Source organism: Hydrogenophaga bisanensis (assembly GCF_042665135.1).
In the GTDB taxonomy this organism is placed as follows: domain Bacteria; phylum Pseudomonadota; class Gammaproteobacteria; order Burkholderiales; family Burkholderiaceae_C; genus Hydrogenophaga; species Hydrogenophaga bisanensis.
Map to the genome: position 1 here is coordinate 24,087 of NZ_JBHTBX010000012.1, position 24,456 is coordinate 48,542.

Annotated in this window: 16 protein-coding genes; 12 read left to right on the forward strand and 4 right to left on the reverse strand. The window is 66.8% G+C overall.

Annotation, left to right across the window (positions count from 1 at the left end; translation table 11 throughout):
- The first annotated feature begins 4 nt into the window (after nt 1-4).
- The 3 genes from icmF to ACFQNJ_RS15710 all read left to right on the forward strand — a co-directional run bounded on the left by icmF (nt 5) and on the right by ACFQNJ_RS15710 (nt 9,517).
- Nucleotides 5-3,298, forward strand: a complete 3,294-nt coding sequence (gene icmF, locus ACFQNJ_RS15700; RefSeq protein WP_382259261.1) for a fused isobutyryl-CoA mutase/GTPase IcmF — start codon at nt 5-7, stop codon at nt 3,296-3,298.
- A gap of 130 nt (nt 3,299-3,428) precedes the next feature.
- Nucleotides 3,429-6,422, forward strand: a complete 2,994-nt coding sequence (locus ACFQNJ_RS15705) for a PAS domain S-box protein (protein ID WP_382259263.1) — start codon at nt 3,429-3,431, stop codon at nt 6,420-6,422.
- Nucleotides 6,419-9,517, forward strand: coding sequence for an ATP-binding protein (locus tag ACFQNJ_RS15710; protein ID WP_382259265.1), 3,099 nt, complete (start codon nt 6,419-6,421; stop codon nt 9,515-9,517). Before ACFQNJ_RS15705 ends, ACFQNJ_RS15710 begins: the two co-directional genes overlap by 4 nt.
- Here ACFQNJ_RS15710 and ACFQNJ_RS15715 read toward each other — a convergent pair.
- Nucleotides 9,468-10,568, reverse strand: coding sequence for a DUF6352 family protein (locus ACFQNJ_RS15715; RefSeq protein ID WP_382259267.1), 1,101 nt, complete (start codon nt 10,566-10,568; stop codon nt 9,468-9,470). The two genes, ACFQNJ_RS15710 and ACFQNJ_RS15715, sit on opposite strands and share 50 nt — an antisense overlap.
- Nucleotides 10,569-10,694: 126 nt before the next feature.
- Here ACFQNJ_RS15715 and rocF point away from each other — a divergent pair, with 126 nt between their 5' ends.
- On the forward strand, nt 10,695-11,618 hold the full coding sequence (gene rocF, locus ACFQNJ_RS15720) for an arginase (RefSeq protein ID WP_382259269.1): 924 nt from the start codon (nt 10,695-10,697) through the stop codon (nt 11,616-11,618).
- A 6-nt stretch (nt 11,619-11,624) separates the two neighbouring features.
- On the opposite strand, the gene ACFQNJ_RS15725 is transcribed toward rocF, so the two are convergent.
- Both ACFQNJ_RS15725 and ACFQNJ_RS15730 read right to left on the reverse strand, forming a co-directional pair.
- Nucleotides 11,625-11,924 (reverse strand): antibiotic biosynthesis monooxygenase family protein, encoded by a 300-nt coding sequence (locus ACFQNJ_RS15725; protein ID WP_382259271.1) that lies wholly within the window; start codon nt 11,922-11,924, stop codon nt 11,625-11,627.
- An 8-nt stretch (nt 11,925-11,932) separates the two neighbouring features.
- Complete coding sequence (locus ACFQNJ_RS15730; RefSeq protein ID WP_382259273.1) at nt 11,933-13,558, reverse strand: GMC family oxidoreductase; 1,626 nt, start codon at nt 13,556-13,558, stop codon at nt 11,933-11,935.
- Between the two features lie 216 nt (nt 13,559-13,774).
- Between ACFQNJ_RS15730 and ACFQNJ_RS15735 the strand changes: the two genes are divergently transcribed.
- The 3 genes from ACFQNJ_RS15735 to gorA all read left to right on the forward strand — a co-directional run bounded on the left by ACFQNJ_RS15735 (nt 13,775) and on the right by gorA (nt 16,780).
- Entirely contained in the window at nt 13,775-14,626 is an 852-nt protein-coding gene (locus ACFQNJ_RS15735) for a 3-hydroxybutyryl-CoA dehydrogenase (protein ID WP_382259275.1), read from the forward strand.
- A gap of 114 nt (nt 14,627-14,740) precedes the next feature.
- Nucleotides 14,741-15,283 (forward strand): hemerythrin domain-containing protein, encoded by a 543-nt coding sequence (locus ACFQNJ_RS15740; protein ID WP_382259277.1) that lies wholly within the window; start codon nt 14,741-14,743, stop codon nt 15,281-15,283.
- Nucleotides 15,284-15,376: 93 nt separating this feature from the next.
- Nucleotides 15,377-16,780, forward strand: coding sequence for a glutathione-disulfide reductase (gorA, locus tag ACFQNJ_RS15745; RefSeq protein ID WP_382259279.1), 1,404 nt, complete (start codon nt 15,377-15,379; stop codon nt 16,778-16,780).
- A gap of 10 nt (nt 16,781-16,790) precedes the next feature.
- On the opposite strand, the gene ACFQNJ_RS15750 is transcribed toward gorA, so the two are convergent.
- On the reverse strand, nt 16,791-18,125 hold the full coding sequence (locus tag ACFQNJ_RS15750; RefSeq protein WP_382259281.1) for an MgtC/SapB family protein: 1,335 nt from the start codon (nt 18,123-18,125) through the stop codon (nt 16,791-16,793).
- A gap of 12 nt (nt 18,126-18,137) precedes the next feature.
- Here ACFQNJ_RS15750 and ACFQNJ_RS15755 point away from each other — a divergent pair, with 12 nt between their 5' ends.
- The 5 genes from ACFQNJ_RS15755 (at nt 18,138) to ACFQNJ_RS15775 (ending at nt 24,455) form a co-directional block, all read left to right on the forward strand.
- Nucleotides 18,138-19,643, forward strand: coding sequence for an AMP nucleosidase (locus ACFQNJ_RS15755; protein ID WP_382259283.1), 1,506 nt, complete (start codon nt 18,138-18,140; stop codon nt 19,641-19,643).
- Nucleotides 19,644-19,728: 85 nt separating this feature from the next.
- On the forward strand, nt 19,729-21,174 hold the full coding sequence (locus ACFQNJ_RS15760) for an efflux transporter outer membrane subunit (protein ID WP_382259285.1): 1,446 nt from the start codon (nt 19,729-19,731) through the stop codon (nt 21,172-21,174).
- A gap of 17 nt (nt 21,175-21,191) precedes the next feature.
- A complete protein-coding gene (locus tag ACFQNJ_RS15765; RefSeq protein ID WP_382259287.1) occupies nt 21,192-22,499 on the forward strand; it encodes an efflux RND transporter periplasmic adaptor subunit in 1,308 nt (435 codons plus the stop codon).
- Nucleotides 22,496-23,257 (forward strand): ABC transporter ATP-binding protein, encoded by a 762-nt coding sequence (locus ACFQNJ_RS15770; RefSeq protein WP_382259289.1) that lies wholly within the window; start codon nt 22,496-22,498, stop codon nt 23,255-23,257. The genes ACFQNJ_RS15765 and ACFQNJ_RS15770 overlap by 4 nt, the downstream gene beginning before the upstream one ends.
- Nucleotides 23,247-24,455 carry an ABC transporter permease gene (locus ACFQNJ_RS15775; protein WP_374639552.1) on the forward strand — a complete coding sequence of 403 codons (1,209 nt, stop codon included), beginning with the start codon at nt 23,247-23,249 and terminating at the stop codon, nt 24,453-24,455. The genes ACFQNJ_RS15770 and ACFQNJ_RS15775 overlap by 11 nt, the downstream gene beginning before the upstream one ends.
- Nucleotide 24,456 lies beyond the last annotated feature (1 nt).

Consider the following 24,456-nt stretch of genomic DNA (forward strand, 5'->3'; position numbering starts at 1 on the left):
CGCCATGACACAGCTCAACGCCGAATACCAGGCCCTGGCCAGCTACCGCCCCACGAACAAGGTGCGATTTGTCACCGCCGCCAGCCTGTTCGACGGGCACGACGCGGCCATCAACATCATGCGCCGCATCCTGCAGGGCATGGGCGCCGAGGTGATTCACCTGGGCCACAACCGCTCGGTCGACGAGGTGGTCACCGCCGCCCTGCAGGAAGACGCCCAGGGCATCGCGATCAGCTCCTACCAGGGCGGCCACGTCGAGTACTTCAAGTACATGATCGACCTGCTCAAGGCGCGCGGCGGCGAGCACATCCAGGTATTCGGTGGCGGCGGCGGCGTGATCGTGCCTGCCGAGATCCGCGAACTGCACGCCTACGGCGTGGGCCGCATCTACAGCCCGGAAGACGGCCAGAAGATGGGCCTGCAGGGCATGATCGGGGAGATGATCATGCGCTGCGACAAGGACATCAGCGCCCTGGCCCCCAAGGCCCTGGACGCCATCCAGGGTCACAGCGAGATGAACTGGCGCGCCCTGGCGCAGCTGATCACCGCGCTGGAGAACCAGAAGGCCGACGCTGCATTGGTCGACGCCCTGCGCCAGGCCGCGGCTGGCTGCACGACCCCTGTGCTGGGCATCACCGGCACGGGTGGCGCGGGCAAATCAAGCCTGACCGACGAACTCATCCGCCGCCTGCGCCTGGACCAGGACGACGAACTTCGCGTGGCGGTGATCTCCATCGACCCCTCGCGCCGCAAGAGCGGCGGCGCGCTGCTGGGTGACCGCATCCGCATGAACGCAATCGGCCCGTGGCAAAAGGGCTCGCGCATCTACATGCGTTCGCTGGCCACGCGCGAGGCCGGCAGCGAGATCAGCGCCGCCCTGCCCGACGTGGTGGCGGCCTGCAAGGTGGCCGGCTTCGACCTGATCATCGTCGAGACCTCGGGCATCGGCCAGGGCGATGCCGCCATCGTGCCGCACGTGGACATCCCCATGTACGTGATGACGCCGGAGTTCGGCGCCGCCAGCCAGCTGGAGAAGATCGACATGCTCGACTTCGCCGAGTTTGTGGCCATCAACAAGTTCGACCGCAAGGGGGCCGCCGATGCCCTGCGCGACGTGGCCAAGCAGGTCCAGCGCAACCGCGAGGCCTTCACGGTGATGCCCGACCAGATGCCGGTGTTCGGCACCATGGCCAGCCGCTTCAACGACGACGGCGTGACAGCGCTGTACCAGGCCATCAAGGCCCGGCTGATCGAGAAGGGCCTGGCCCTGACCGATGGGCGCCTGCCGCTGGTGAATGTGCGCCACAGCACCAACCAGCGCGCCATCGTCCCGGGCTCGCGCACCCGCTACCTGGCCGAGATCTCGGACACGGTGCGCGGCTACAAGAAGCGGGCCCGCGACCAGGCCCGTCTGGCTCGCGAGGTGCAGCAGCTGCGCGCGGCCGCGGCCATGCTGACCCAGGACAAGCCGCACCGGCCCAAGGCGGCCGAAGCCGCCATCGACCTGGCCGAAGCCCGTGAACTGCAACTGGACGCCGACGCGAAGAAACTGCTGGCCCAGTGGCCGGAAATGCAGAAGGCTTACGCCGGTGACGAGTACGTGGTGAAAATCCGCGACAAGGAAATCCGCACCCAGCTGACCCACACCACCCTGTCGGGCAACACCATCCGCAAGGTGGCCCTGCCGCAGTACGAGGACCACGGCGAAATCCTGAAATGGCTGATGCTGGAAAACGTGCCGGGCAGTTACCCGTACACCGCCGGCGTGTTCGCCTTCAAGCGCGAGGGCGAAGACCCGACCCGCATGTTCGCCGGCGAGGGCGACGCCTTCCGCACCAACCGCCGCTTCAAGCTGGTCAGCGAGGGCATGCCGGCCAAGCGCCTGTCCACCGCCTTCGACTCGGTCACGCTGTACGGCAACGACCCGGACCCGCGCCCGGACATCTACGGCAAGGTGGGCAACTCGGGTGTGAGTATCGCCACCCTGGAGGACATGAAGGTGCTGTATTCGGGCTTTGACCTGTGCAGCCCCAGCACCAGCGTGTCCATGACCATCAACGGCCCGGCGCCGTCGATCCTGGCGATGTTCATGAACACCGCCATCGACCAGCAGATCGACAAGTTCAAGGCCGACAACGGCCGCGAGCCGACCGACACCGAGACGGCCAAGATCAAGGAATGGGTGCTGGCCAACGTACGCGGCACGGTGCAGGCCGACATCCTGAAAGAAGACCAGGGACAGAACACCTGCATCTTCAGCACCGAGTTCAGCCTGAAGGTGATGGGTGACATCGCCGAGTACTTCGTGCACCACGACGTGCGCAACTTCTACTCGGTGTCCATTTCCGGCTATCACATCGCCGAGGCCGGGGCCAACCCGATCAGCCAACTGGCCTTCACGCTGTCCAACGGCTTCACCTTCGTGGAGGCGTATCTGGCGCGCGGCATGCACATCGATGACTTCGCACCCAACCTGAGCTTCTTCTTCAGCAACGGCATGGACCCCGAGTACACCGTGCTCGGCCGCGTGGCGCGGCGCATCTGGGCGGTGGCGATGAAGGAGAAGTACGGCGCCAACGAGCGCAGCCAGAAGCTCAAGTACCACATCCAGACCAGCGGCCGCAGCCTGCACGCTCAGGAAATCGCGTTCAACGACATCCGCACCACGCTGCAGGCGCTGATCGCCATCTACGACAACTGCAACAGCCTGCACACCAACGCCTACGACGAGGCGATCACCACGCCCACCGAAGAGTCGGTGCGCCGCGCGATGGCCATCCAGCTGATCATCAACCGCGAATGGGGCCTGGCCAAGAACGAAAACCCCAACCAAGGCGCCTTCATCATCGACGAGCTGACCGAGCTGGTCGAGGAAGCCGTGCTGGCCGAGTTCGAGAAGATCGCCGAACGCGGTGGCGTGCTGGGCGCCATGGAAACCGGCTACCAGCGCAGCAAGATCCAGGAAGAGAGCATGCACTACGAGATGCTCAAGCACACCGGCGAGTACCCCATCATCGGCGTCAACACCTTCCGCAACCCGCACGGCGACCCGGTGCCCGAGTCGATCGAGCTGGCACGTTCCACCGAAGAGGAGAAGCAGTCGCAGCTGGCGCGCCTGAACGACTTCCACACCCGCCACGCCGCTGAGGCGCCTGCCATGCTGGCGCGGCTGAAGCAGGCGGTGATCGACAACACCAACGTGTTCGAGGTGCTGATGGACGCGGTGCGGGTCTGCTCGCTGGGGCAGATCACGTCGGCGCTGTTCGAGGTGGGCGGCCAGTACCGCCGCAGCATGTGACGAGCGCCACAAGGCCTTCATCAGCAAGGCCTTTCTCTTCCTTTTGCCTGCTTTCATCCGCGCACACCCTGCTAGACTGAATTCGAACGTAAACAGACAGCGCCTCCAGGACGCAAGACCTCATTTCGCCATGCCCGCCCCTCGACCGACCGGCACATCGGCAGCTGCCGCCAACGCTTCGGGGCTTTTCCTTCCCGGAATGGGCTGGCAGCTGGTACTGGCGCTCGGCAGCATGGTCCTGCTGATGGTGCTTTCGATCAGTCTGGTGTGGGCCCAGCGAGATGCCCTGCTGGATCGGGCACAAGCCCAGGCGCAACGAGAGGTGCTGCGTCTGGGGGCAGAGCTGGACCAATCCCTGCGGCTGGCCCGCGCCAGCATGTCCGGCCTGGATACAGAGTCAAGTGCTCCGGGTGCCGGCCTGTCCGATTCCCAGCGTCCACTGATCCTCGCCCTGGATCTTCCGTTCGCCCTGAAAGAACTGCCGGTACAGCCAGAATACCAGGAAGCGCCGGAACGCCAATGGTTGCCAGGCCTGCCGCGACAAGACAACGGGCAATGGATCATTCCGATGGTCTGGCGTCAGTCGGCGGCAGAAGGCGGCAGGCTCTACGAACTGCAGCTGGCACGCGAGGCGCTGCTGGCACGGTTTGCGTCCGAAGGCATGCCCAAGGACAGCAGCATGAGCCTGTTCCGGATCGAGGACGACGGTGCCACCACGGTGCTGAGCCGGCACCCTCTCGTCGAGAGGGAACAGGGCATGAAGGTCCATGGGCACCTGTCGGCGGCCCTGAACGAGCGCCCATCGGGGGTGTTTCGGGCCACTGCGGTGGTGGATGGCATCGAGCGCATCGTCGGCTACCAGCGGCTCGCGGGCGATGCGCAGCGACTGATGGTGGTCTATGCCCTGGGCACCGAGAGCGTTCTGGCGCCCTGGAAGGCCCTGCTCCCGTGGGCAGGCTTGCTGACCTTCCTGGTGATGTTTGCGATGGGGTACGGCACATGGCGCCTGCAGCGCTCCATGAGGGCCCTGCACGACAGCGAACGGCACTTCCAGACCCTGGCCAGCCACCTGCCGGACGTGATTGCACGCTATGACAGGCAGGGACGCTTTCTCTACGTGAATCCGGCGGTGGAGAGTGCCAACGGACGATCGCCGGAAGCGCTCATCGGAAGGACGATCACCGAGGTCGGGACACCCGAGCCCATTGCTGCCGAGTGGATGGCCTGCCTTGATCGCGTTTTCAGCAGCGGGCTCAGCGAAACGCTGTACTTCTCGTACCCCGGGCCCAAAGGCATGCGCCATTGGGAAGCCCAGGTCAGCCTGGAACCGCCCAGCCAAGGCGAAGCGCAGACGGTTCTGGTCATCAACCGCGACATCACCGAACGCCGCGAGGCACAGGCTCGCACCCTGGCGGCACAGCAGTTGTTTGAAACCGTGTTCCAGTCAGCCCCGGAAGCCATGTCGCTGGGCGACTGGCACACGGGTCAGTTGCTTCTGGTCAACGATGCCTTTTGCGCGCTCTTCGGTCGAACCCGTGAAAACCTGCTGGGTCACACCTCGCTGGAGCTGGGTTTGTGGCGCACTTCACGTGGTCGCCAGGACCTGCTCGAAGAGCTGGCATCGGGCGCCAGTATCCGGGAAGTGGCTGGCCGCAGCACCCGCCCCGACGGCGAGGAGATCCACGTCCGCTACAGCGCCGAACGTGTTCAGGTGGACGGGCAGGATCGCCTCCTCCTGATGTTTCGGGACGTCACCCAGCTGGAACGGGAACAGCAGGCCGCCGCCCAGGAACAGGAACGCCTGAGCAGGTTCGTGCTGATGCTGTTCCGGCTGGCATCCCGGTTCATCAACCTGCCCGTGCATCAGATCGACCGGGCCATGGACGACGCGCTGGGCGATGTGGGTCGCTTCGTGCACGCCGGTCGTGCGTACATCTTCTTGTACGACCACGACAACGGCACTGCGTCGAACACCCACGAGTGGTGCGCGGATGGAGTCAGCGCGCAGATAGATACACTTCAGAAGATACCGATGTCCCTGGTGCCTCACTGGATGGAGGCCCATCGAATCGGCCAGCGGGTGCAGATTGATGATGTGCATGGTTTGCCGGTCGGTCCATTGCGCGAGTTGCTCGAAAGCCAGCAGATCAGGAGCCTGACCACGCTGCCACTGATGGTGGGCGAAGCGTGCACCGGCTTCGTCGGGCTGGACTGGGTGGGTCAGGTCCACGAATGGGTCGACGAGGAGATGGCCCTGCTGGAGCTTTTTGCCCAAATGCTGGTCAACACCCAGTTGCGAACCCAGACGGAAGGCAGGCTCCACGCACTGACCGGCCAGCTGGAGCAGATGGTGACCGAGCGCACAGCGCAACTGCAGGAGAGTGTCCAGCGCCTGCAGGTGGCCAACCGCGAGCTCGAAGCCTTTACCTATTCGGCATCGCACGATCTGCGTACCCCCCTGCGAGGCATCGAAGGCTTCAGCGCCCTGCTCCTTCAGGACCACGCCGACCGGCTGGATGCACAAGGCCAGGACTACCTCAAGCGCATCCAGCGCGCCACCCTTCACATGTCACAGCTGATCACCGATCTGCTGGCCTATGCCAGGCTCGAGCAGATGACGGGTCACATGGCCGCCGTGGATGTGGCGGATCTGTTGGAAAAGGTGGCTCAACCCTTTCTGGAAGCCGTTGATCGGAGGCAAGGTCAGCTGACCTGGCATGTGCAACCTGGCCTGAAGGCTCAGGCAGACCCCCGGGGTCTGTCCATGGTGCTGCGAAACCTTCTGGACAACGCCCTGAAGTTCACGCCCTCGGACCGCCATCCGGTTGTCAGGATTGAAGCAGTCCAGGACGGTGAGGAGGTGCTCGTGACCGTCTCCGACAATGGACAGGGCTTTGACATGAAGCACCACGACCGCATCTTCGGGATGTTCCAGCGCTTGCACCGGCAGGACCAGATTCCTGGCACGGGCATCGGCTTGGCCATGGTGGCCAAGGCCATGGAACGGATGGGAGGACGCATCTGGGCGGACAGCGTTCCCGGACAAGGCAGCCGCTTTCACATCCGCGTGGCTGTCCACCCGCAATCACCGGCGCCCAAGGCACCCACGGAGGTGCCTGCGTGATCGTCTCAAGACACCATCAGCGTGGCTGGCTGGCTGACCGTGCCAGGATCGTCAGCCTGGTGGTGTTGGCGCTGGGCATGCTCATGCTGGGGACCGGTGCCTACCTGTGGCATGAACGATCGCGCCTGCTGGATGGCGCAGACGAGGTAGCGATTCGTCAGGTTCAGCGCCTGGCCAATGATCTGGAGAAGTCGCTCACGGTGGCCGAAGTGGCCGTGCAGCAGGTGGAACAGGTTCTGGCCAGCAACTCCCATGAGGGCATGCGCCAGTTCTGGACGTCCGAGGCCGCCTCCCTGCGCGCCGAACTGCTGTCCACCCTGCCCTTGCCGTTCCAGCTGCACGCCATCACACCGAATGGACAAGTCATTGACCTGGTCAGCGATCGGTTGCTGGAGAAACGGCCGGCCGCCGAGGAACTCCAGCAGATGGCCGAAGCCATCCCCGGCCGCTGGCACGTTGGCGCCGTGAATGGCCCTCCGTTGGCACGGTCCATTCCTCTGGTCTGGAAGGCTGGTGCGGATGGGCAGACCGTGGCCGGCTATGTGGTGGATCTTTCGTTCTCTGCGGTTCTGGCCCGGCTGGAGAACGATCGCATCAAGGAAGGCGGCGGTGTAGCCCTGTTCCGCGTGGCGCCCGGCGGCATGGTCTCTGTGCTGGCGCGTGCTCCCTTTGACGAAAAGGAGATTGGGCAGGCCGTCAAAGGACATGTGGCCCAGATGATCACCAGCCGGGCGGCCGGCAGCTTCCTGACCCGCGGACAGTTCGATGGCATCGAGCGGCGGGTGGCCTTCCGCCGCCTGGCGGGTACCGCCTCGGAGATGGTCGTGGTTTACGGTGTGCCGACCGACGTGGTGCTGTCCGAATGGTACCGGCGGCTGCCGGCCATCGGTGTGGCCGCCCTGGCGCTGGCGCTGGCGTTGACCCTGGGCGGCTGGCAGCTGGACCGGTCGGTGCATCGGCTGCAACGCGAGGTGACCGAGCGACGGGCACTGGAGGAGCAGCGGCGGCAGATGTTCCATGACCTCGACACGGTGGCCAACGCGTCGCCCGCGCTGTTCTGGACCTGCGACACGGCCATGCAGTTCGATTGGGTCAACCGTCGCTGGCTGGAGTTCACCGGCCGGGACATGGAGGACGAGCTGGGCGATGGATGGACGCAGTCGATCCACCCCGATGACCGAGCGACGTACCTGAGGCGCTTCAGCGAGGCACTTCGGCGGCGTGAGGGCTTCACCATCGAGTACCGCCTGAGGCGCCAAGATGGTGAGTACCGCTGGATCCTGGATCAGGGCACACCGCGTCACGACGCCGACGGTCTGTTCACCGGTTACATCGGTTCCTGCGTTGACCTGACCGAGCTGCGCCAGGCCCAGGCCGATTCGCGCCAGCGCGGAGAGACCCTGGAGCATGTGTTCGACGTGCTGCAGGATATGCTGTTCGTGATTGACCGCGATGGCATGTTTGTGCACTTCCAGAGCGGGTCCAGCGAGCTGCTGTACCTTCCGCCGGAGCAATTCCTCAAACGCCGGGTCGCGGAGGTCATGCCAGAGGACATTGCTCGCCTCATCATGGACAAGCTGGCTCTTTCTTTCGATGGGCAGCTGCAGGATTTCGACTACGTCCTGGATGTCGGGCGAGGCCCGCGCGTCTTCAACGCACGCATGGCCCGCCTGCCGGAAAGCGACCACTGCATGGTCGTGGCACGGGATGTCAATGACCAACGTCACCTGCAACGCGACCGTGAACGGTTGAATCACCTAGTGATGCTGCTGCTGCAACTGGCCACCCGGTTCATCAACCTGCCCAAGGACCGCATGGACCAGGCCATCCTGGACGGTCTGCAGGAAATGGGAAGCTTCATCGGTCTGGACAGGGCCTACGTCTTCCGCTACGACTTCGACCGACTGGTGTGCTCCAACACGCACGAATGGTGCGGGTCCGGCATTCAGCCCCAGAAAGAGCTGCTGCAGAACATTCCCTTGGACCAGGCCAGCGAGCTCATCAAGGCCCACAAGGCCGGAGAAAGCATCAGCATCACGCACGTCGACGCATTGCCTTCAGGCTGGCTGCGAGATCTGCTGATTCCCCTGGACATTCGCAGCCTGATTCTGGTGCCCATCAACACCTCCCAAGGATGCTTCGGCTTCATCGGCTTCGATGCCGTTCGCCAGGTTCACCAGTTCACGGACGACGAACAGGCCCTGCTGCGGCTGTTCTCACAGATGCTGGCCAACACCCATGAGCGGCACGCCGCCGAAGAGGCCATCGCCCGCCTCAACCTTCAACTGGAAGCCCGGGTGGCCGAGCGCACGCAGGCCCTGCGGGCCAGCGTCAAGCGGCTGGAGGAAGTCAACACCGACCTGCAGGCGTTCAGCTACTCGGTGTCACACGACCTGAAGTCGCCCCTGCGCGGCATCGAGGGGTTTGCCAGTCTGCTTCAGGAAGAGTTTGGCGACCAGATACCCGCCCACGCGTCGGCCTATCTGGACCGCATCCGCAAAGCGGCCAGCCACATGGCGCGCCTGATCAACGATCTGCTGGCCTACTCGCACCTGGAACAGAAGGAGCAATCCGTCGAGGTGGTCTCACTGCGAGGGCTGGCGCAGGAGGTGGTCGACGGTCTGCGCAACGAAATCGACCTCAAGGACGCGCGCATCGACATCGACATGCCAGCCAGCCTGACCGTGATGGCATCCCCGGGTGGACTGACCATGGTGCTGCGCAACCTGGTCGACAACGCCCTGAAGTTCGCCAAGCCCGGGCAGCCACCCCAGGTCGATATCGTCGGTCGGCGCCATGACACGGCCGAGGGCCCCCGTGTGCTGCTGAGCGTGATTGACCAGGGCCAGGGCTTTGACATGCAGCACCACGACCGCATTTTTGCCCTGTTCCAGCGGCTTCACCGTGCCGATCAGGCCCCCGGGACCGGCATCGGTCTGGCCATGGTGCACAAGGCGATCACGCGCATGGACGGGCGCATCTGGGCCGAGAGCGAACCCGGGCAGGGCGCCCGCTTCCACATCGAACTGCCGGCGGCCACCCGGTTCAGCGGCGTTCCTTCAACGGAAGATTCAGCAGCAGGTTCTGAGGTTTGAGCCGCAGTCGTCCCTCGGCATCCATCGCCAGCCCGAGGTAGACTGGCCGACCCTGCATGTCGGCCTGCACGACCGCCGGGTCCTCGACCTCCAGGCGGAACAGGCTGATGAGGCGGCGCATCGATTCCTCCGGCACGGGCTGGCCCTGATACAGGGCATCAAGCAAGGCAGAGGACTGGACATCGAGCCCCAGGTGCCAGCGCCAGGCGGGGTCCTCCACGCGCGCCTCGGGTCGGATCGTCACCTTCACGCCGAGGAAGTGCTTCACCCACCGCTCCAGCACCTGGGCCAGCGCACGCAAACCTGAACGCGCATTGTTGAGATTCAGCACCAGCCCATGCGAGAGCGTCTGCTGGAGACCATGGGTGAGGTCCAGCAGGTGGCGATAGCGACCGTCCTGGCAGCGACCGGCCAGATAGGTGCCTGCGTTGTCATCGCCCAGCACCTGCAGGCCGGTCCCCGGCAGCGACACACCGCCCTCCATCAGCAGGCGGCCCAGTTCGCCCAGACCACCGGTGCGGTGCAGATCATCCAGGACTTGCAGGTCACCGCTCAGGACCCGCCCCTCCTGGATCGCGACCCGCTGGGGACGGAACAGCAGCTCCGCCGCGCGCCAGACCAGCGCATCGTCCTCCTGGGCCAGCATGCGGGCCACCACCGCCTGTACCACCAGATCCATGAACAGGGGGGGCAGATCAAAACGTCGGTCCCGCACCCAGCCCAGGTAGGCTTGCTCCAGGGTGCCCGCATGAATGAGCGCCTCGCGCAGGCGCAGGAAATGCCCGTAGCTCTGGGCAATATCGGGGTCGGCCATGGCCTGCAACTCAGACGCGGCCACCGGGCGCAGGGGGGCGGCCATCAGCGCCGCATGCAGGCGTCTCTCCGCCGCACAGGACTCCTCCACCGGCGCCAGCTCCGGTCGCTGCAGCCACAGGCGCCAGTAGTCCTCAGTGGGTGCGTGCCAGCCCTGTGCATCGGCCTGGAGCAGGTGTTGACCGCTGGCGGGCCAGACCATGGCGGGGCGGGATTCGGCGTCGAAGGTATGACTCATGGCTTGCGATCAGGAGGGCACCGGATTGTCGGCGCAGAACGGGCCGTCTGCCGACCCGTTTCGACAAGCCCCCACCCGAGGGTGTTCTCCCGAACACTTGTCGCGCCATTGCCGCAAAATTGCACCATGCAACATCACCATCGCATCAGCCTGATCGGTGCGCCGACCGATATCGGCGCTGGCGCCCGCGGCGCCTCCATGGGTCCCGAAGCCCTGCGCGTGGCAAGGATCGCCGCCGTGCTGCATAGCCACGGGCTGGAGGTCATCGACCGCGGCAACCTCAGCGGGCCAGGCAACCCCTGGCAGGGGCCCCTCCATGGCTACCGCCACCTGCCCGAGGTGGTGGCCTGGAACCAGCGGGTGCACGAGGCCGTGCATGCCGAGCTGGCCGCGGGACGCCTGCCGATCATGCTGGGCGGTGACCATTGCCTGGGGATCGGGTCGATCAGTGCCGTGGCCCGGCATTGCCGCGAAACCGGCAAGAAGCTGCGGGTGCTCTGGCTTGACGCCCATGCGGACTTCAACACGGCCGAACTGACCCCCAGCGGCAACATCCACGGCATGCCCGTGGCGGTGCTCTGCGGCCACGGCCCGCAGGCGCTGGTGGAAATCGGCGGGCAGGTGCCAGCCATCGACAGCGATGTGGTGCGACAGATCGGTATCCGCAGCGTCGACCCCGGCGAGAAACGCTTCGTCCACGAGCAGGGGCTGGAAGTCTTCGACATGCGCTACATCGACGAGATGGGCATGCGTCACACCATGGAGCAGGCGCTGATGGGTCTGGACGAACACACCCACCTGCATGTGAGCTTCGACGTGGATTTCCTGGACCCGGAGATCGCACCCGGCGTGGGCACCACGGTGCCCGGCGGACCGACCTACCGCGAAGCCCAGCTGTGCATGGAGATGATCGCGGATACCGGTCGCCTGGGCTCACTGGACGTGGTCGAACTCAACCCGGCGCTGGACGTGCGCAACAAGACGGCGTTGCTGGCGGTGGACCTGATCGAAAGCCTGTTCGGCAAGTCCACTCTGATGAGAAAGAGCTGAGGTCGCTCAGCTCTTGCCGACCAGCTCCAGATGCTCGACCACCGGGGGCTGCACAAAGAACGGACCGACGATGGCGCGCCACTGCGTGAAGGCGTCCGAGCCGCGGAATCCCACGGTGTGGTCCTCCAGCGTGTCCCAGTAGATCATCAGCAGATAGCGGCCCGGGCTCTCGATGCTGCGGTTGACCTTGAAGCCCCTGAAGCCTTTGGCCTGTGAGATGACGGTCTGCACGCCGTGCAGGATGGCGGCCTCAAAGTCGGCGGCGCGGGCAGGATCGATGCGGATGTCGGCGTGTTCGAGGATCATGGTCGGTCTCAGGAAGCGGATCGGTCTTCCCGGATCATATCCGCCGCCTTCTCGGCGATCATCATGCTCGGGGCATTGGTGTTGCCACCCACGACGCTGGGCATGATGGACGCATCCACCACGCGCAAGCCGCTGACGCCGTGCACCCGGAGCCGGGCATCGACCACGGCGCCTTCGTCCGGGCCCATTCGGCAGGTGCCCACCGGGTGGTAGATGGTGTCGGCATGGTGGCGGATGAACTGCTCGATCTGGGCATCGCTGCGGGCCTCGGCCGACGCCGCCGACTCCCGGCCGCCGTGGCGGGCCAGCGCCGGCTGCGAGAGCAGCTCGCGGGTGAGCTTGAAACCCTGCACGAGGCGCCGCACATCGTCCGGGTCCTGCAGAAAGGCGGGATCGATCAGCGGTGCCACCTGCGGGTCGGCACTGGCCAGCCGCAGGCTGCCCCGGCTGCGCGGCCGCAGCAGGCAGACGTGACAGGAATAGCCGTGACCGAACACCGTCTTTCGGCCATGATCGACCAGCTTGCCCACCACGAAGTGCAATTGCAGGTCCGGGATCGGTTCATCGGCGGCGCTGCGGATGAATCCCCCCGCTTCGGCGAAGTTGGTGGTCAGCATGCCGCGGCGGGAGCGACGCCATTCGCCAATGCCCTTGAGCATGTTCCAGGCACCGGTCAGGGACAGGCCGAACAGGTCGGTCACCTGAGGGGCGTTGACCACCATCACCACATCCGGGTGGTCGTGCAGATTGGCACCGACACCGGGCAGGTCGCGAACCACCGCGATGCCGTGCTCGCGCAGGTGATCCGCCGGCCCGATGCCCGAGAGCATGAGCAGTTGCGGGGACCCGAAGGCGCCGGCACTGAGCACCACCTCACCCCCGGGCTTGAGCATCAAATGCTGTGGCACACCACGGCCGCCCTGCCCGCGCAACTCCACACCGGTGGCGCGCACCTGGCCATCACGCACCTCGGTGAGCACCCGGGAAGTCAGGCTGTCGGTGAACACCTGCAGGTTGCTGCGGCCCAGGTGCGGGGTGACATAGGCCTTGGCGGCACTGAAGCGCTCGCCGTTGCGGTGGGTCACTTGATAGACACCGATGCCTTCCTGCTGAGGACCGTTGAAATCGTCGTTGATGGGGTAGCCGGCCTGGCGACCTGCCTCAAGGAAGTGCGGCAGGAAAGGGTTGGGGCTGCGCAGGTCCATCACATTGAGCGGTCCGCCCTGGCCGTGCCAGTCGTCGGCGCCGCGCTCGTTGTGCTCGGAGCGCTTGAAGTACGGCAGTACGTCCTGAAAAGACCAGCCCGGGTTGCCCTGGGCCGCCCAGTCGTCGTAGTCGCGCGCATGGCCTCGGGCGTAGATCATGGCGTTGATCGAACTCGACCCGCCCATCACCTTGCCGCGCGGCTGGTAGCCGCGCCGGCCATGCAGCCCCGGCTGCGGCACGGTGTGGTAACCCCAGCCGTTGAGCTGGTACTTGGCCATCACGGCCAGCCCACCTGGGCAGTGGATGAGGACGCTGCGGTCGGCGGGTCCCGCCTCGATGAGGGCGACTCGATGGCCCGGGTCCTCGCTCAGGCGTCCCGCCAGGGCGCAACCGGCAGATCCTCCGCCCACGATGATGGTGTCGTACATGTGCTTGTGTCTCCTGGGCGCACGGGCCTGTCATCTGTCTGCAAGACGGTGCGCGACAATGTGCAGGCAAGTTAGCACAGGCCCTGATGAATGGTTAGGTTCCCCAGCCTAGACAGGACACCTGTGGGACGCCACAGCACCTGCGGCCCTGATGTGCGTCGCAGAATCCAGGTTGACCCCAACGACTTTCCAACAATTGGCAGGAGTGATTACGAAATGAGCAAGATCCAGACCGTCGGCATCATCGGCGCCGGCACCATGGGCAACGGCATTGCACAGGCCTGTGCCGTCAGCGGCATCCGCGTCGTCATGATCGATGTGGCCCAGGCGGCCGTCGACAAGGGGCTGGCCACGATCGCCGGTAGCCTGGACCGCCTGATCAAGAAGGACAAACTGACCGCCGAAGGCAAGGCCCAGGCGCTGTCGCTGATCCAGGGGTCCACGAATTACGAAGACCTCAAGGGCGCCCAGCTGGTCATCGAGGCCGCGACCGAGAACGAGGCCCTGAAGGTCAAGATCCTGCAGCAGCTCGACGGCATCCTGGCCCCCGAGGTGATCGTGGCCACCAACACCAGCTCGATCAGCATCACCAAGCTGGCGGCGGCCACCCAGCGGGCCGACCGCTTCATCGGCATGCACTTCTTCAACCCGGTGCCCATGATGGCGCTGGTGGAGATCATCCGCGGCCTGCAAACCAGCGACGCCACGCACGACGCCGTCAAGGCGCTGGCCGAGGCCCTGGGCAAGACCCCGATCACCGTGAAGAACGCACCCGGCTTCGTGGTCAACCGCATCCTGGTGCCCATGATCAACGAGGCCTTCTTCGTGCTGGCCGAGGGTCTGGCCACGCCGGAAGACATCGACGCCGGCATGAAGCTGGGCACCAACCAGCCCATCGGCCCACTGGCCCTGGCCGACATGATCGGCCTGGACGTCTGCCTGGCCGTGATGAACGTCTACATGGCCGAGTTCAACGACAGCAAGTACCGTCCCGCCCCCTTGCTCAAGGAAATGGTGGCCGCGGGCTGGCTCGGCCGCAAGACCGGCCGCGGCGTGTACACCTACTGATCACGGCCTGCATTCCGTCGGGAGCCCGCTTCGGCGGGCTTTTTTGTTGAGGCAGATCAAATTGCGGCGGCGCAGCACCTCCAGAATGGGCCCATCACCTTGAAGGAGTCCACCATGGCTGCCGCACCCGTTGCCATCGCCGTCTTCGAGTTCCTGGACCAGACCCACCGGGACATCCAGCAGCACATTCGCCAGCTGCACGAACTGGTCGATGCCATCGAATCCGATGGATTGAATCAGGCCAACCGGGAAAAGGCCCGGCGCGTGCTGAACTACTTCAGTGGCGAAGCCCGGCAGCACCATCTGGACGAGGAAAAGCACATCTTCCCCACGCTGCTGGCCAGCCAGGACCCCGCGGTGGTCCAGGCGACCGAGCATCTGGTGCAGGACCACGGCTGGCTGGAAGAGAACTGGCTGCAGATCGCCCCTTCTCTGGAAGCCGCCGCCAACGGCAACCTGTGGTTCGACCCGGTGGAGTTGCGCCACGCACTCGATGTGTTCGAGGCGCTGTACCTGGACCACATCCTGCTGGAGGAATCGATCGCCTATCCCCAGGCACGCCAACGCCTGGCAGGACTGGACACCGTCGGCATGGGCCGCGAGATGGCGCGTCGGCGCGTGCTCAGGCAAGCGGAGGCTCTGGCCCGGGCCGACTGATCGGCCCCTGTCCAACTGGCCTGCAAGGTCGTTGACCAAGGCTTAAGATGACCGACCATGCCGGCGGACCTCTGTGCCGGCGCTGAGGACATCATGAGCAATTTCGATTTTGACCTGTTCGTCATTGGTGGCGGCAGCGGTGGCGTGCGCGCCGCCCGAATGGCCGCCGGGCGTGGTGGCCGAGTGGCCATGGCCGAAACCCTGGGCACCGATGGCCTGGGCGGCACCTGCGTCAACGTCGGCTGCATCCCCAAGAAGCTCTACAGCTACGCCGCGCACTACGCCGAGTCGTTTGAAGAGTCCCACGGCTATGGCTGGGAGGGCGAGAGGCCTTCGCTGAACTGGTCCACCCTCAAGGCCAACCGCGCCAAGGAAATCAGTCGCCTCAACGGCGTCTACGCCAACCTGCTGCGCGGCTCGGGCGTCACCGTCATCAACGGCTTTGCCCGAATCGACGGCCCGCACGCGGTGACAGTGGCCACACTCAATGCCGATGGCTCCCCTGGCCACCAGTCCTTCACGGCGGCCAACATCCTGATCGCCACCGGCGGCACGCCCTTCGTGCCGCACTTCGTGGGCCGCGAGCATGTGATCACCTCCAACGAGGTGTTCGATCTGGAACCCTTCCCGCAGCGCCTGCTGGTGGTCGGTGGTGGCTACATCGCCTGCGAGTTCGCCTCCATCTTCAATGGCATGGGCGCGAAAGTCACGCAGCTGTACCGGGGCGAACAGGTGCTGCGCGGCTTCGATGACGAGATCCGCCACTTCGTCGCGGGCGAGATGCTCAAGGCCGGTGTGGACCTGCGCCTGAACGCCGGCGTGGTCGATATTCGCAAGACCGACGACGGTCTGCGCGCCGAACTGGAAGACGGCAACGTGGTCATGGCCGATGCGGTGCTGTACGCCACCGGCCGCCAACCCAATGTGCAGGGTCTGGGTCTGGAAGCCGTGGGCGTGGCCCAGGGCGGCCAGGGTGAGGTGATCGTCGACGAGCACTACCGCACCAACGTGCCCAGCATCTGGGCGGTGGGCGACGTGACCAACCGGGTCCAGCTGACCCCGGTGGCACTGGGCGAGGCCATGGTGGTGGTCGACCAGCTGTTCGGCCCTGCGCCGGGCAAGGTGCCGCGCAGCATGAGCTACGAGTTCATCCCCACCGCCGTCTTCACCCATCCCAACATCGGTACCGTGGGTCTGACCGAGGCACAGGCGCGCGAACGCTTTGGCGCCATCACCATCTTCCGCAGCGAGTTCAGGGCGCTGCGGCACACACTCTCGGGCAGCAGTGAGCGCACACTGATGAAGCTGGTGGTGGATACCGCCACCGACCGCGTGGTGGGCCTGCACATGGTCGGCGCCGAGGCGGGCGAGATCGTCCAGGGTTTTGCCGTAGCCATGAAAGCCGGCGCCACCAAGGCGGTGTTCGACAGCACGATCGGTATCCATCCCACCGCGGCCGAGGAGTTCGTGACCATGCGGGAGCCGGCGCGATCCTGAACCCTCCGCCTCAGCGTCCGGCCAGCCACCAGATGCCGGCAGCCGCCAGCAGAGAGTGCACCCACAGGCCCGGCGCCAGCCAGGCCAGGTAGCGCCAGCCCCCCACGAGACCAGCGGTCAGGCTCTTGCTGCCGGCATGCACCAGCAAGGCCAGCACCACGGCCAGCACGGCGGTGCCCCCGGCTTGCGGTCCAGCCGACAGGAAGGCCGCGGCCAACGCCGAGTGCAGGTCGGCGAGCGCCGCCAGCAGGGTACCGGCAATCAGGCCGCCCCGACCCAGCCACAGCTCCATGCCATGCACCAGCGCCTGGATGCCCGCCAGCAACGCGGCCACCGCGGCGGCGCCCTGAAGGCTGAACATGCGGTCGGTGCCGGATGACGGGAAGCCTTCAATGCGGGGCGAGGACACCACGCCATCGGCAGGGGCCTCACCGTCGGTGCGCAGCAGCCACCAGCCCCAGGCCGCCGCCAGCACGGCGGCGCCCAAGGCCGGCAGCCAGAGCACGCGCAGCCATTCGGGCCGCACAGCCGAGGCCACCAGCAGCAGTTGCAGCTGGGTGGACACGCAGGAAAACAGTCCCCCCGCCGCCATCAGGCGCGCATCGGCCCGCTGTTCACGCACGGCCAACCCCAGCGTGGCGATGGTGGCCGTGCTGGACACAAAGCCGGAGGCCAGTGCCGAGAAGGCCACCGCCTGACGAGCCTCCAGCAGGCGGCGACAGAAATGCGCCAGGGACTGCACCGCCAGCAGCAGTGCCAGCAGTTGGAGGATCACGTGCGGGTTGAGCACATTGCCCCAGAGGGGCCGGTCAGGCACCAGCGGCAAGGCCATCAGCACCAGCGCCGCCAGCACGATGCCATCGCGCACCTCACCCGGGCTGAGCCACTGACGGGCCAGCTGGTGCAGCCGGGCCCTGGCCGCCAGCAGACCGGTCATGCCCACGGCCAAGCCGGCGGCGATCGGCATGTGCCAGGCCGCGAGCGCACCGATCACATACGTCAGGAGCAGCGCAATCTCGGTCGTCACCCCCGGATCGTCGGACCGGTCACGCCAGTACGCCATCAGACCCAGGCCGGCAACAAAGGCCGCGCCAATGGCCAGCAGGGCCACCTGGCCGCTGAGCGCCCCCGCCGCCCCCAGCACGCTGGTGAGGGAAAACGTGCGCACACCGGCGAACGCACGGCCAGGGCCACTGCCCTTGCGGCGTTCACGCTCGATACCGATCAGCAGGCCACAGCCCAGCGCGGCCGCCAGCACGGCGGCGGCCCGTCCTGCCTCGGTCGTCATCAGATCCAGCACGGTCTCCTGCGCCTCTGTCACATCGGGTTCAGCCGGTCGGTCCACAATAGACCCACCATGCTCCATACCCCCGACTTTACTGCCCCGGTACGATTTCGCGACCCCGACGCCGCCCTGGCCCAGGTGCAGGCGATCTACGAGCACAGCATCGGCTTTCTGCGACAGTCCCTGCGCGACTTCGTGGGCGGCCGCGACATGGGCGGTGCCCGTGTGCGGGCCTGCTATCCGTTCGTGCGGCTGCACACGCACAGCGTGGTGCAGCAGGGAGGGCACCACCGGCGCCTGAGCTACGGTTTCGTCGCCGGGCCGGGCCGCTACGAGACCACGCTCACGCGCCCCGACCTGTACGCCGACTATTACCGCGAACAGTTCCGCCTGCTGCTGGCCAACCACGGTGGCGAACTGGAGGTCGGCACCAGCACCCAGCCGATCCCGATCCACTTCTCGTTTGCCGAACACGATCACGTCGAAGGCGACATGGACGCTGCGCGCCGCGCCCTGATGCGCGACGTGTTCGACCTGCCGGACCTGGCGGTGATGGACGACGGCATCGCCAACGGCACCCACGAGCCGGCGCCCGGCGAGGCACAGCCGCTGTCGCTGTTCACCGCACCTCGGGTGGACTACTCGCTGCAGCGCCTGCGCCACTACACCGGCACCGCGCCAGAGTGGTTCCAGAACTTCGTGCTGTTCACCAACTACCAGTTCTACATCGACGAGTTCATCAAGCTCGGGCATGCCGAGATGGCCGATGCCCACAGCGACTACATCGCCTTTGTCGAGCCAGGCAACATCGTCACCCGCCGCGCCGGCCTGAGCGCGCAGGCCGCCGACGCCCTGGGCAAGGCCCTGCCCCGGCTGCCCCAGATGCCGGCCTACCACCTGCTGCGCGAGGACCGCAGCGGCATCACCATGGTCAACATCGGCGTGGGGCCGGCCAACGCCAAGACCATCACCGACCACATCGCCGTGCTGCGTCCACACGCCTGGCTGATGCTGGGTCACTGCGCCGGCCTTCGCACCAGCCAGCAACTGGGCGACTATGTGCTGGCGCATGCCTACGTCCGGGAAGACCATGTGCTGGACGAGGAACTGCCGCTGTGGGTGCCGATCCCGGCACTGGCTGAAATCCAGCTGGCGCTGGAATCGGCGGTGGCCGACGTCACCGGGGTTCCCCCGCATGAACTCAAGCGCATCATGCGCACCGGCACCGTGGCCAGCACGGACAACCGCAACTGGGAACTGCTGCCCACCCGCAACGTGCCCAGCACACCGCAGCGCCGCTTCAGCCAGAGCCGTGCCGTGGCTCTGGACATGGAAAGCGCCACGATTGCCGCCAACGGATTCCGGTTCCGTGTGCCCTACGGCACCCTGCTGTGCGTGAGCGACAAGCCGCTGCATGGCGAAATCAAGCTGCCCGGCATGGCGAACCATTTCTACCGCGAACGTGTCGATCAGCACCTGCGCATCGGCATCTGCGCCATCGACCGCCTGCGCGAAGGCGGCGTGGACCAGTTGCACAGCCGCAAGCTGCGCAGCTTTGCCGAAGTCGCTTTCCAGTAGCACCCGGCCCGCATTACCCGAAGGCTTTACAGGGCGTTCACATCACCGACACCGTTTCGCCGCGCTCCGGCGGGACAATTCATGCATGGATCAGGCCAGATTGCACCACCCACCGGGTGTCCGTTCCCTGTCAAAAACCCTCCTGCGGGCGTCGACGCTGTCGGCGGCCGTGCTGCTGACAGCCTGCGCGACGAACCCGGGTCACCAGCCGGCAGACACAGCCGTCCAGATCCCCCCCGGCTGGTCGGCGGCGCCCGTAGGGACCGATGCCGACTCCCTGGCCGGCTGGTGGACGCGACTGGGCGACCAGACCCTGACTCAGCTGGTGTCCGAGGCGCTGACCGGCAACACCACGGTGCGCTCGGCCCAGGCGGCGGTGCGTCAGGCCCGTGCCACTCTGGATGTGACCCGCGCAAGCGCCGGGCCGAGCCTGGGCGCCAGCGGATCGGCACAGCGCAGCAAGTCCGGCGACAACCCGGCGGGCAACCGCTTCCAGGCCGCCTTCGACGCCAGCTGGGAACCGGACCTTTTTGGCGGCAACGCACGGGGCGTGGATGCCAGCCTGGCGGACGCCCGGGCGGCCGAGACCACCCTGGCCGATGCCCGGGTGTCGCTGGCGGCCGAGGTGGCCGTGACCTACATCGAGCTTCGGGGCCTTCAGCAGCGTCTGGCCATCGCCCGCCGCAACCTGGCCCTGCAGCAGGAGACGCTGCAGATCACGCGCTGGCGCGTTCAGGCGGGTCTGGCATCGTCTCTTGATCTGGAACAGTCGGTGGCGGCCAACGAGCAGACGCAGGCCCAGATCCCGGCGCTGCAGGCCAGCGTGGCGCAATCCATCCACGCCCTGTCGGTGCTGACCGGCCAGCCGCCGGCCCAGCTGCACACCCGGCTGGACACCACCGCCGCCATCCCGCAGGCACCCGATGCGCTGGCGCTGGCCCTGCCGGCCGACACCCTGCGCCAGCGCCCGGACGTGCGCACCGCCGCCCTGCGGGTTGAAGCCGCCCTGGCACGCCGAGACCAGGCCGAGGCGGCCCGCTACCCCAGCTTGCGGCTGAGCGGATCGATCGGCCTGTCGGCCCTGACGCTCAGCGGCCTGGGCAGCGGGGCCACGGTGGCCAATGCCTTGCTGGGCAGCCTGTCGGCCCCGCTCTTCGATGGAGGTGCGGCGCGCGCCCGGGTCGAGGCCCAGGATGCCACCCTGGAACAGGCCCGCATCGCCTACCAGGCCGCGGTGCTTGGGGCGCTGCGCGACGTGGAGGACGCCCTGGTGTCCCTGCGCGGCAACCGCGAGCGCCTGGCCCGTCTGCGGGCCGCGGCCGAGGCGGCCGCGAATGCCGAGCTGCTGGCCCGCCAGCGCTACGGCAGCGGCCTGATCGATTTCCGCTCCGTGCTCGACACGCAGCGCACGCTGCTGTCGGCGCAGGACAGCGTCGCCAGCGTGCAGGCCAGCCTGAGCGCCGACCACGTCCGCCTCTACAAGGCCCTGGGTGGCGGCTGGCAGCCCGAGCCCCCGGTGGATGACCGATGAACCGAAAAGATGCCGCCATGAGTGACTCCACCTCTTCTCCTGTCAATGCCCGCGTCGACGATCTGCTCGGCGCCGACCGCCCTCCCCGCTGGTGGCGGCGCAGCACCGTCTGGGTGGGCGCCGCCGTCCTGCTGGCAGCCGGTGGCGGATGGTGGCTGTGGTCGGGTAGCCAGGCGCAGAAGGCCACGCCCGTGTTCGTCACCGAGCCGCTCAGGCGCGGCGACGTCACCCTGACGGTCTCGGCCAACGGCACTCTGCAGCCGACCCGCTCGGTCAATATCGGCAGCGAGCTGTCCGGCACCGTGCGCAAGGTGTTCGTCGATGTCAACGACCGGGTCAAGGCCGGGCAGGTGCTGGTCGAACTCGACAGCGCCAAACTGACCGACCAGGTGACCCAGTCCCGTGCGGCGCTGGCATCGGCGCAGGCGGCGGTGTCGCAGGCGATTGCCGCCCGCAAGGAAGCCGAAGCCACCCTGGCCCGCTACGAAGAGGTGGCGCGCCTGTCGGGCGGCAAGGTTCCCTCCGCCACCGAGCTGGACAGTGCCCGCGCCTCGGCTGACAAGGCTGTGGCCAACGAGCGTGCCAGCGAGGCGGCCGTGACCCAGGCCCGTGCCGCCCTGTCCACGGCCGAGACCAACCTGGCCAAGGCCTCAATTCGCTCGCCCATCAACGGTGTGGTCCTGACCCGCTCGGTCGACCCGGGCAACGCGGTGGCCGCGTCGCTGCAGGCGGTCACGCTGTTCTCGGTGGCCGAGGACCTGACCCAGCTCAAGCTGGACGTGGCGGTGGACGAAGCCGACGTGGGCGCGGTGGGCGTGGGCCAGAAGGCCAGTTTCACCGTCAGTGCCTTCCCGACCCGGCGCTACCCCGCGACCATCGAGCGGGTGGCCTTCGGCTCCACCAAGACCGAGAACGTCGTCACCTACACCACCACCCTGTCGGTGGACAACAGCGACATGAGCCTGCGACCGGGCATGACCGCGTCGGCCACGATCGTGGCCACCGAACGCAAGGACGTGCTGCTGGTGCCCAACACGGCACTGCGCTTCACCCCGGCCGCCAACGGCAACGGCGCACAAGCTCAAGGCAGCGTGCTCTCCAAACTCATGCCCCGCCCGCCCACTGCGGGCGCCCCCAAGCGGGCCACCGCGAACAACCGCGTGCCGGGGCAACGCCAGATCTGGGTGCTGCAGAACGGGCAGCCGGTGCAGATGGCGGTCAAGACCGGCATCACCGACGGCCGCAACACCGAGGTCAGCGGCGAGGGTCTGGCCGAAGGCATGGAAGTCATCATCGACCAGAAGAACGCTGGAGGGGGCCGATGACGAGCCCCGGCGCTAGCGCCACCCCGCTGATCCGCCTGCGCGGCATCACCAAGGTCTACGGCGCGGGCAACACCGCCTTCCAGGCGCTCAAGGGCGTGGATCTGGACATCGAGCAGGGCGACTTCGTGGCCATCATGGGCCCCAGCGGTTCGGGCAAATCCACCGCGATGAACATGCTGGGCTGCCTGGATGTGCCCAGCGGCGGCGAGTACCTGTTCCGCGGCGTGCACGTCGAATCCCTCTCGCGGGATGAACGTGCCCGCCTGCGCCGGCGCTACTTCGGTTTCGTGTTCCAGGGCTTTCACCTGCTGGCCAGGACGTCCGCTCTGGAGAACGTGGAGCTGCCGCTGATCTACCGGGGCGAACCCGCCACGCAACGCCACGCCGCGGCCCGCGCCGCCCTGGAGCAGGTTGGTCTCAAGGGCTGGGAGCACCACACCCCAGGCGAACTCTCCGGCGGCCAGCAGCAACGCGTGGCCATCGCCCGGGCCATCGTCACCGAACCGCAGGTGCTGCTGGCTGACGAACCCACCGGCAACCTGGACACCCAGCGCAGCCATGAAATCATGGAGCTGCTCTGGCGCCTCAATGTCGAGCGTGGCATCACCGTGCTGATGGTGACGCACGAACCCGACATGGCGGCCTACGCCCGGCGCATGGTCCGCTTCGTCGACGGGCAGGTGGCCAGCGACGAGCGCAATCCCCACCCCCACCTGATGCCAGAGGGCGCGTCCGAGGGAGCCGGTCATGTGGCTTAACACGCTGATCCTGGCGTTGCGCTCGATCCGGCGCAACCTGCTGCGCTCCTTCCTCACCATCCTGGGCATCGTGATCGGGGTCAGCGCGGTCATCACCATGGTCACGGTGGGCAATGGCGCCACCCAGGCCGTGCAGAGCCAGATCTCGGGGCTGGGCACCAACCTGCTGCAGATCCGCCCCGGCCAGCGCATGGGCCCGGGCGGCTGGGGGGGCGGCGCGCCCTCGTTCAAGGAAAGCGATGCGCAGGCGATCGCCTCGCAGATCGGCGGCATCCTGGCCGTGGCACCCGAGACGCGCACGAGCGCCACCATCGTGGCCAACGGCCGCAACTGGACCAGCAGCGTGATCGGCACCACCAACGAGTGGCTGGTCACCGGCAACTGGACGCTGCGCCAGGGCCGCGAGTTCTCGCCCGACGAATTGCGCGCTGGCGCCGCGGTCTGCCTGATCGGCGAGACGGTGCGGCGCGAGCTCTGGGGCGACCTGCCAGCCGTGGGCAACCAGCTGCGCGTGCGCCAGATGTCCTGCGAGGTGGTGGGCGTGCTGGCCTCCAAGGGCCAGGGCGCCTTCGGCAACGATCAGGACGATGTGGTGGTGGTGCCGCTGCACACCCAGCAGCGGCGCATCGTCGGTCACACCCGGGTCCACACCCTGCTGGTGTCCATGACCGATGGCAGCGACCCCGAGCGGGTCAAGGCCGGGCTGACCCAGCTGATGCGCGAGCTGCGCAAGCTGGCCGAGGGCGAGGAGAACAACTTCAACATCCTGGACACCAAGCAACTGGCCGAAACCCTGTCGGGCACGACGCGGGTCATGACCATGCTGCTGGGTGCCGTGGCGGCGGTCAGCCTGCTGGTGGGCGGCATCGGCATCATGAACATCATGCTGGTGAGCGTGACCGAGCGCACCCGCGAGATCGGCCTGCGCCTGGCCATCGGCGCCCTGGAGCGCGAAGTGCTGCTGCAGTTCCTGATCGAGGCGGTCGTTCTGGCGGCCCTGGGCGGCCTGATCGGCATCGTGCTGGCCACCGCCGCGTCCATCGGGCTGTCGGCCGTGATGGACATTCCCTACAGCTTCAACGCGGGCATCAACCTGCTGAGCTTCGTGTTCTCCGCCGGCATCGGTGTGGTGTTCGGCTACTTTCCCGCGCGCCGCGCCGCCCAGCTCAACCCGATCGACGCCTTGCGGCATGAGTGAA

Coding starts and splice junctions, on each gene's coding strand:
- icmF (WP_382259261.1), top strand. CDS start 5: ATGACACAGCTCAACGCCGAATACCAGGCCCTGGCCAGCTACCGCCCC.
- ACFQNJ_RS15705 (WP_382259263.1), top strand. CDS start 3,429: ATGCCCGCCCCTCGACCGACCGGCACATCGGCAGCTGCCGCCAACGCT.
- ACFQNJ_RS15715 (WP_382259267.1), bottom strand. CDS start 10,568: ATGAGTCATACCTTCGACGCCGAATCCCGCCCCGCCATGGTCTGGCCC.
- rocF (WP_382259269.1), top strand. CDS start 10,695: ATGCAACATCACCATCGCATCAGCCTGATCGGTGCGCCGACCGATATC.
- ACFQNJ_RS15725 (WP_382259271.1), bottom strand. CDS start 11,924: ATGATCCTCGAACACGCCGACATCCGCATCGATCCTGCCCGCGCCGCC.
- ACFQNJ_RS15730 (WP_382259273.1), bottom strand. CDS start 13,558: ATGTACGACACCATCATCGTGGGCGGAGGATCTGCCGGTTGCGCCCTG.
- ACFQNJ_RS15735 (WP_382259275.1), top strand. CDS start 13,775: ATGAGCAAGATCCAGACCGTCGGCATCATCGGCGCCGGCACCATGGGC.
- ACFQNJ_RS15740 (WP_382259277.1), top strand. CDS start 14,741: ATGGCTGCCGCACCCGTTGCCATCGCCGTCTTCGAGTTCCTGGACCAG.
- gorA (WP_382259279.1), top strand. CDS start 15,377: ATGAGCAATTTCGATTTTGACCTGTTCGTCATTGGTGGCGGCAGCGGT.
- ACFQNJ_RS15755 (WP_382259283.1), top strand. CDS start 18,138: ATGCTCCATACCCCCGACTTTACTGCCCCGGTACGATTTCGCGACCCC.
- ACFQNJ_RS15760 (WP_382259285.1), top strand. CDS start 19,729: ATGGATCAGGCCAGATTGCACCACCCACCGGGTGTCCGTTCCCTGTCA.
- ACFQNJ_RS15765 (WP_382259287.1), top strand. CDS start 21,192: ATGAGTGACTCCACCTCTTCTCCTGTCAATGCCCGCGTCGACGATCTG.
- ACFQNJ_RS15770 (WP_382259289.1), top strand. CDS start 22,496: ATGACGAGCCCCGGCGCTAGCGCCACCCCGCTGATCCGCCTGCGCGGC.
- ACFQNJ_RS15775 (WP_374639552.1), top strand. CDS start 23,247: ATGTGGCTTAACACGCTGATCCTGGCGTTGCGCTCGATCCGGCGCAAC.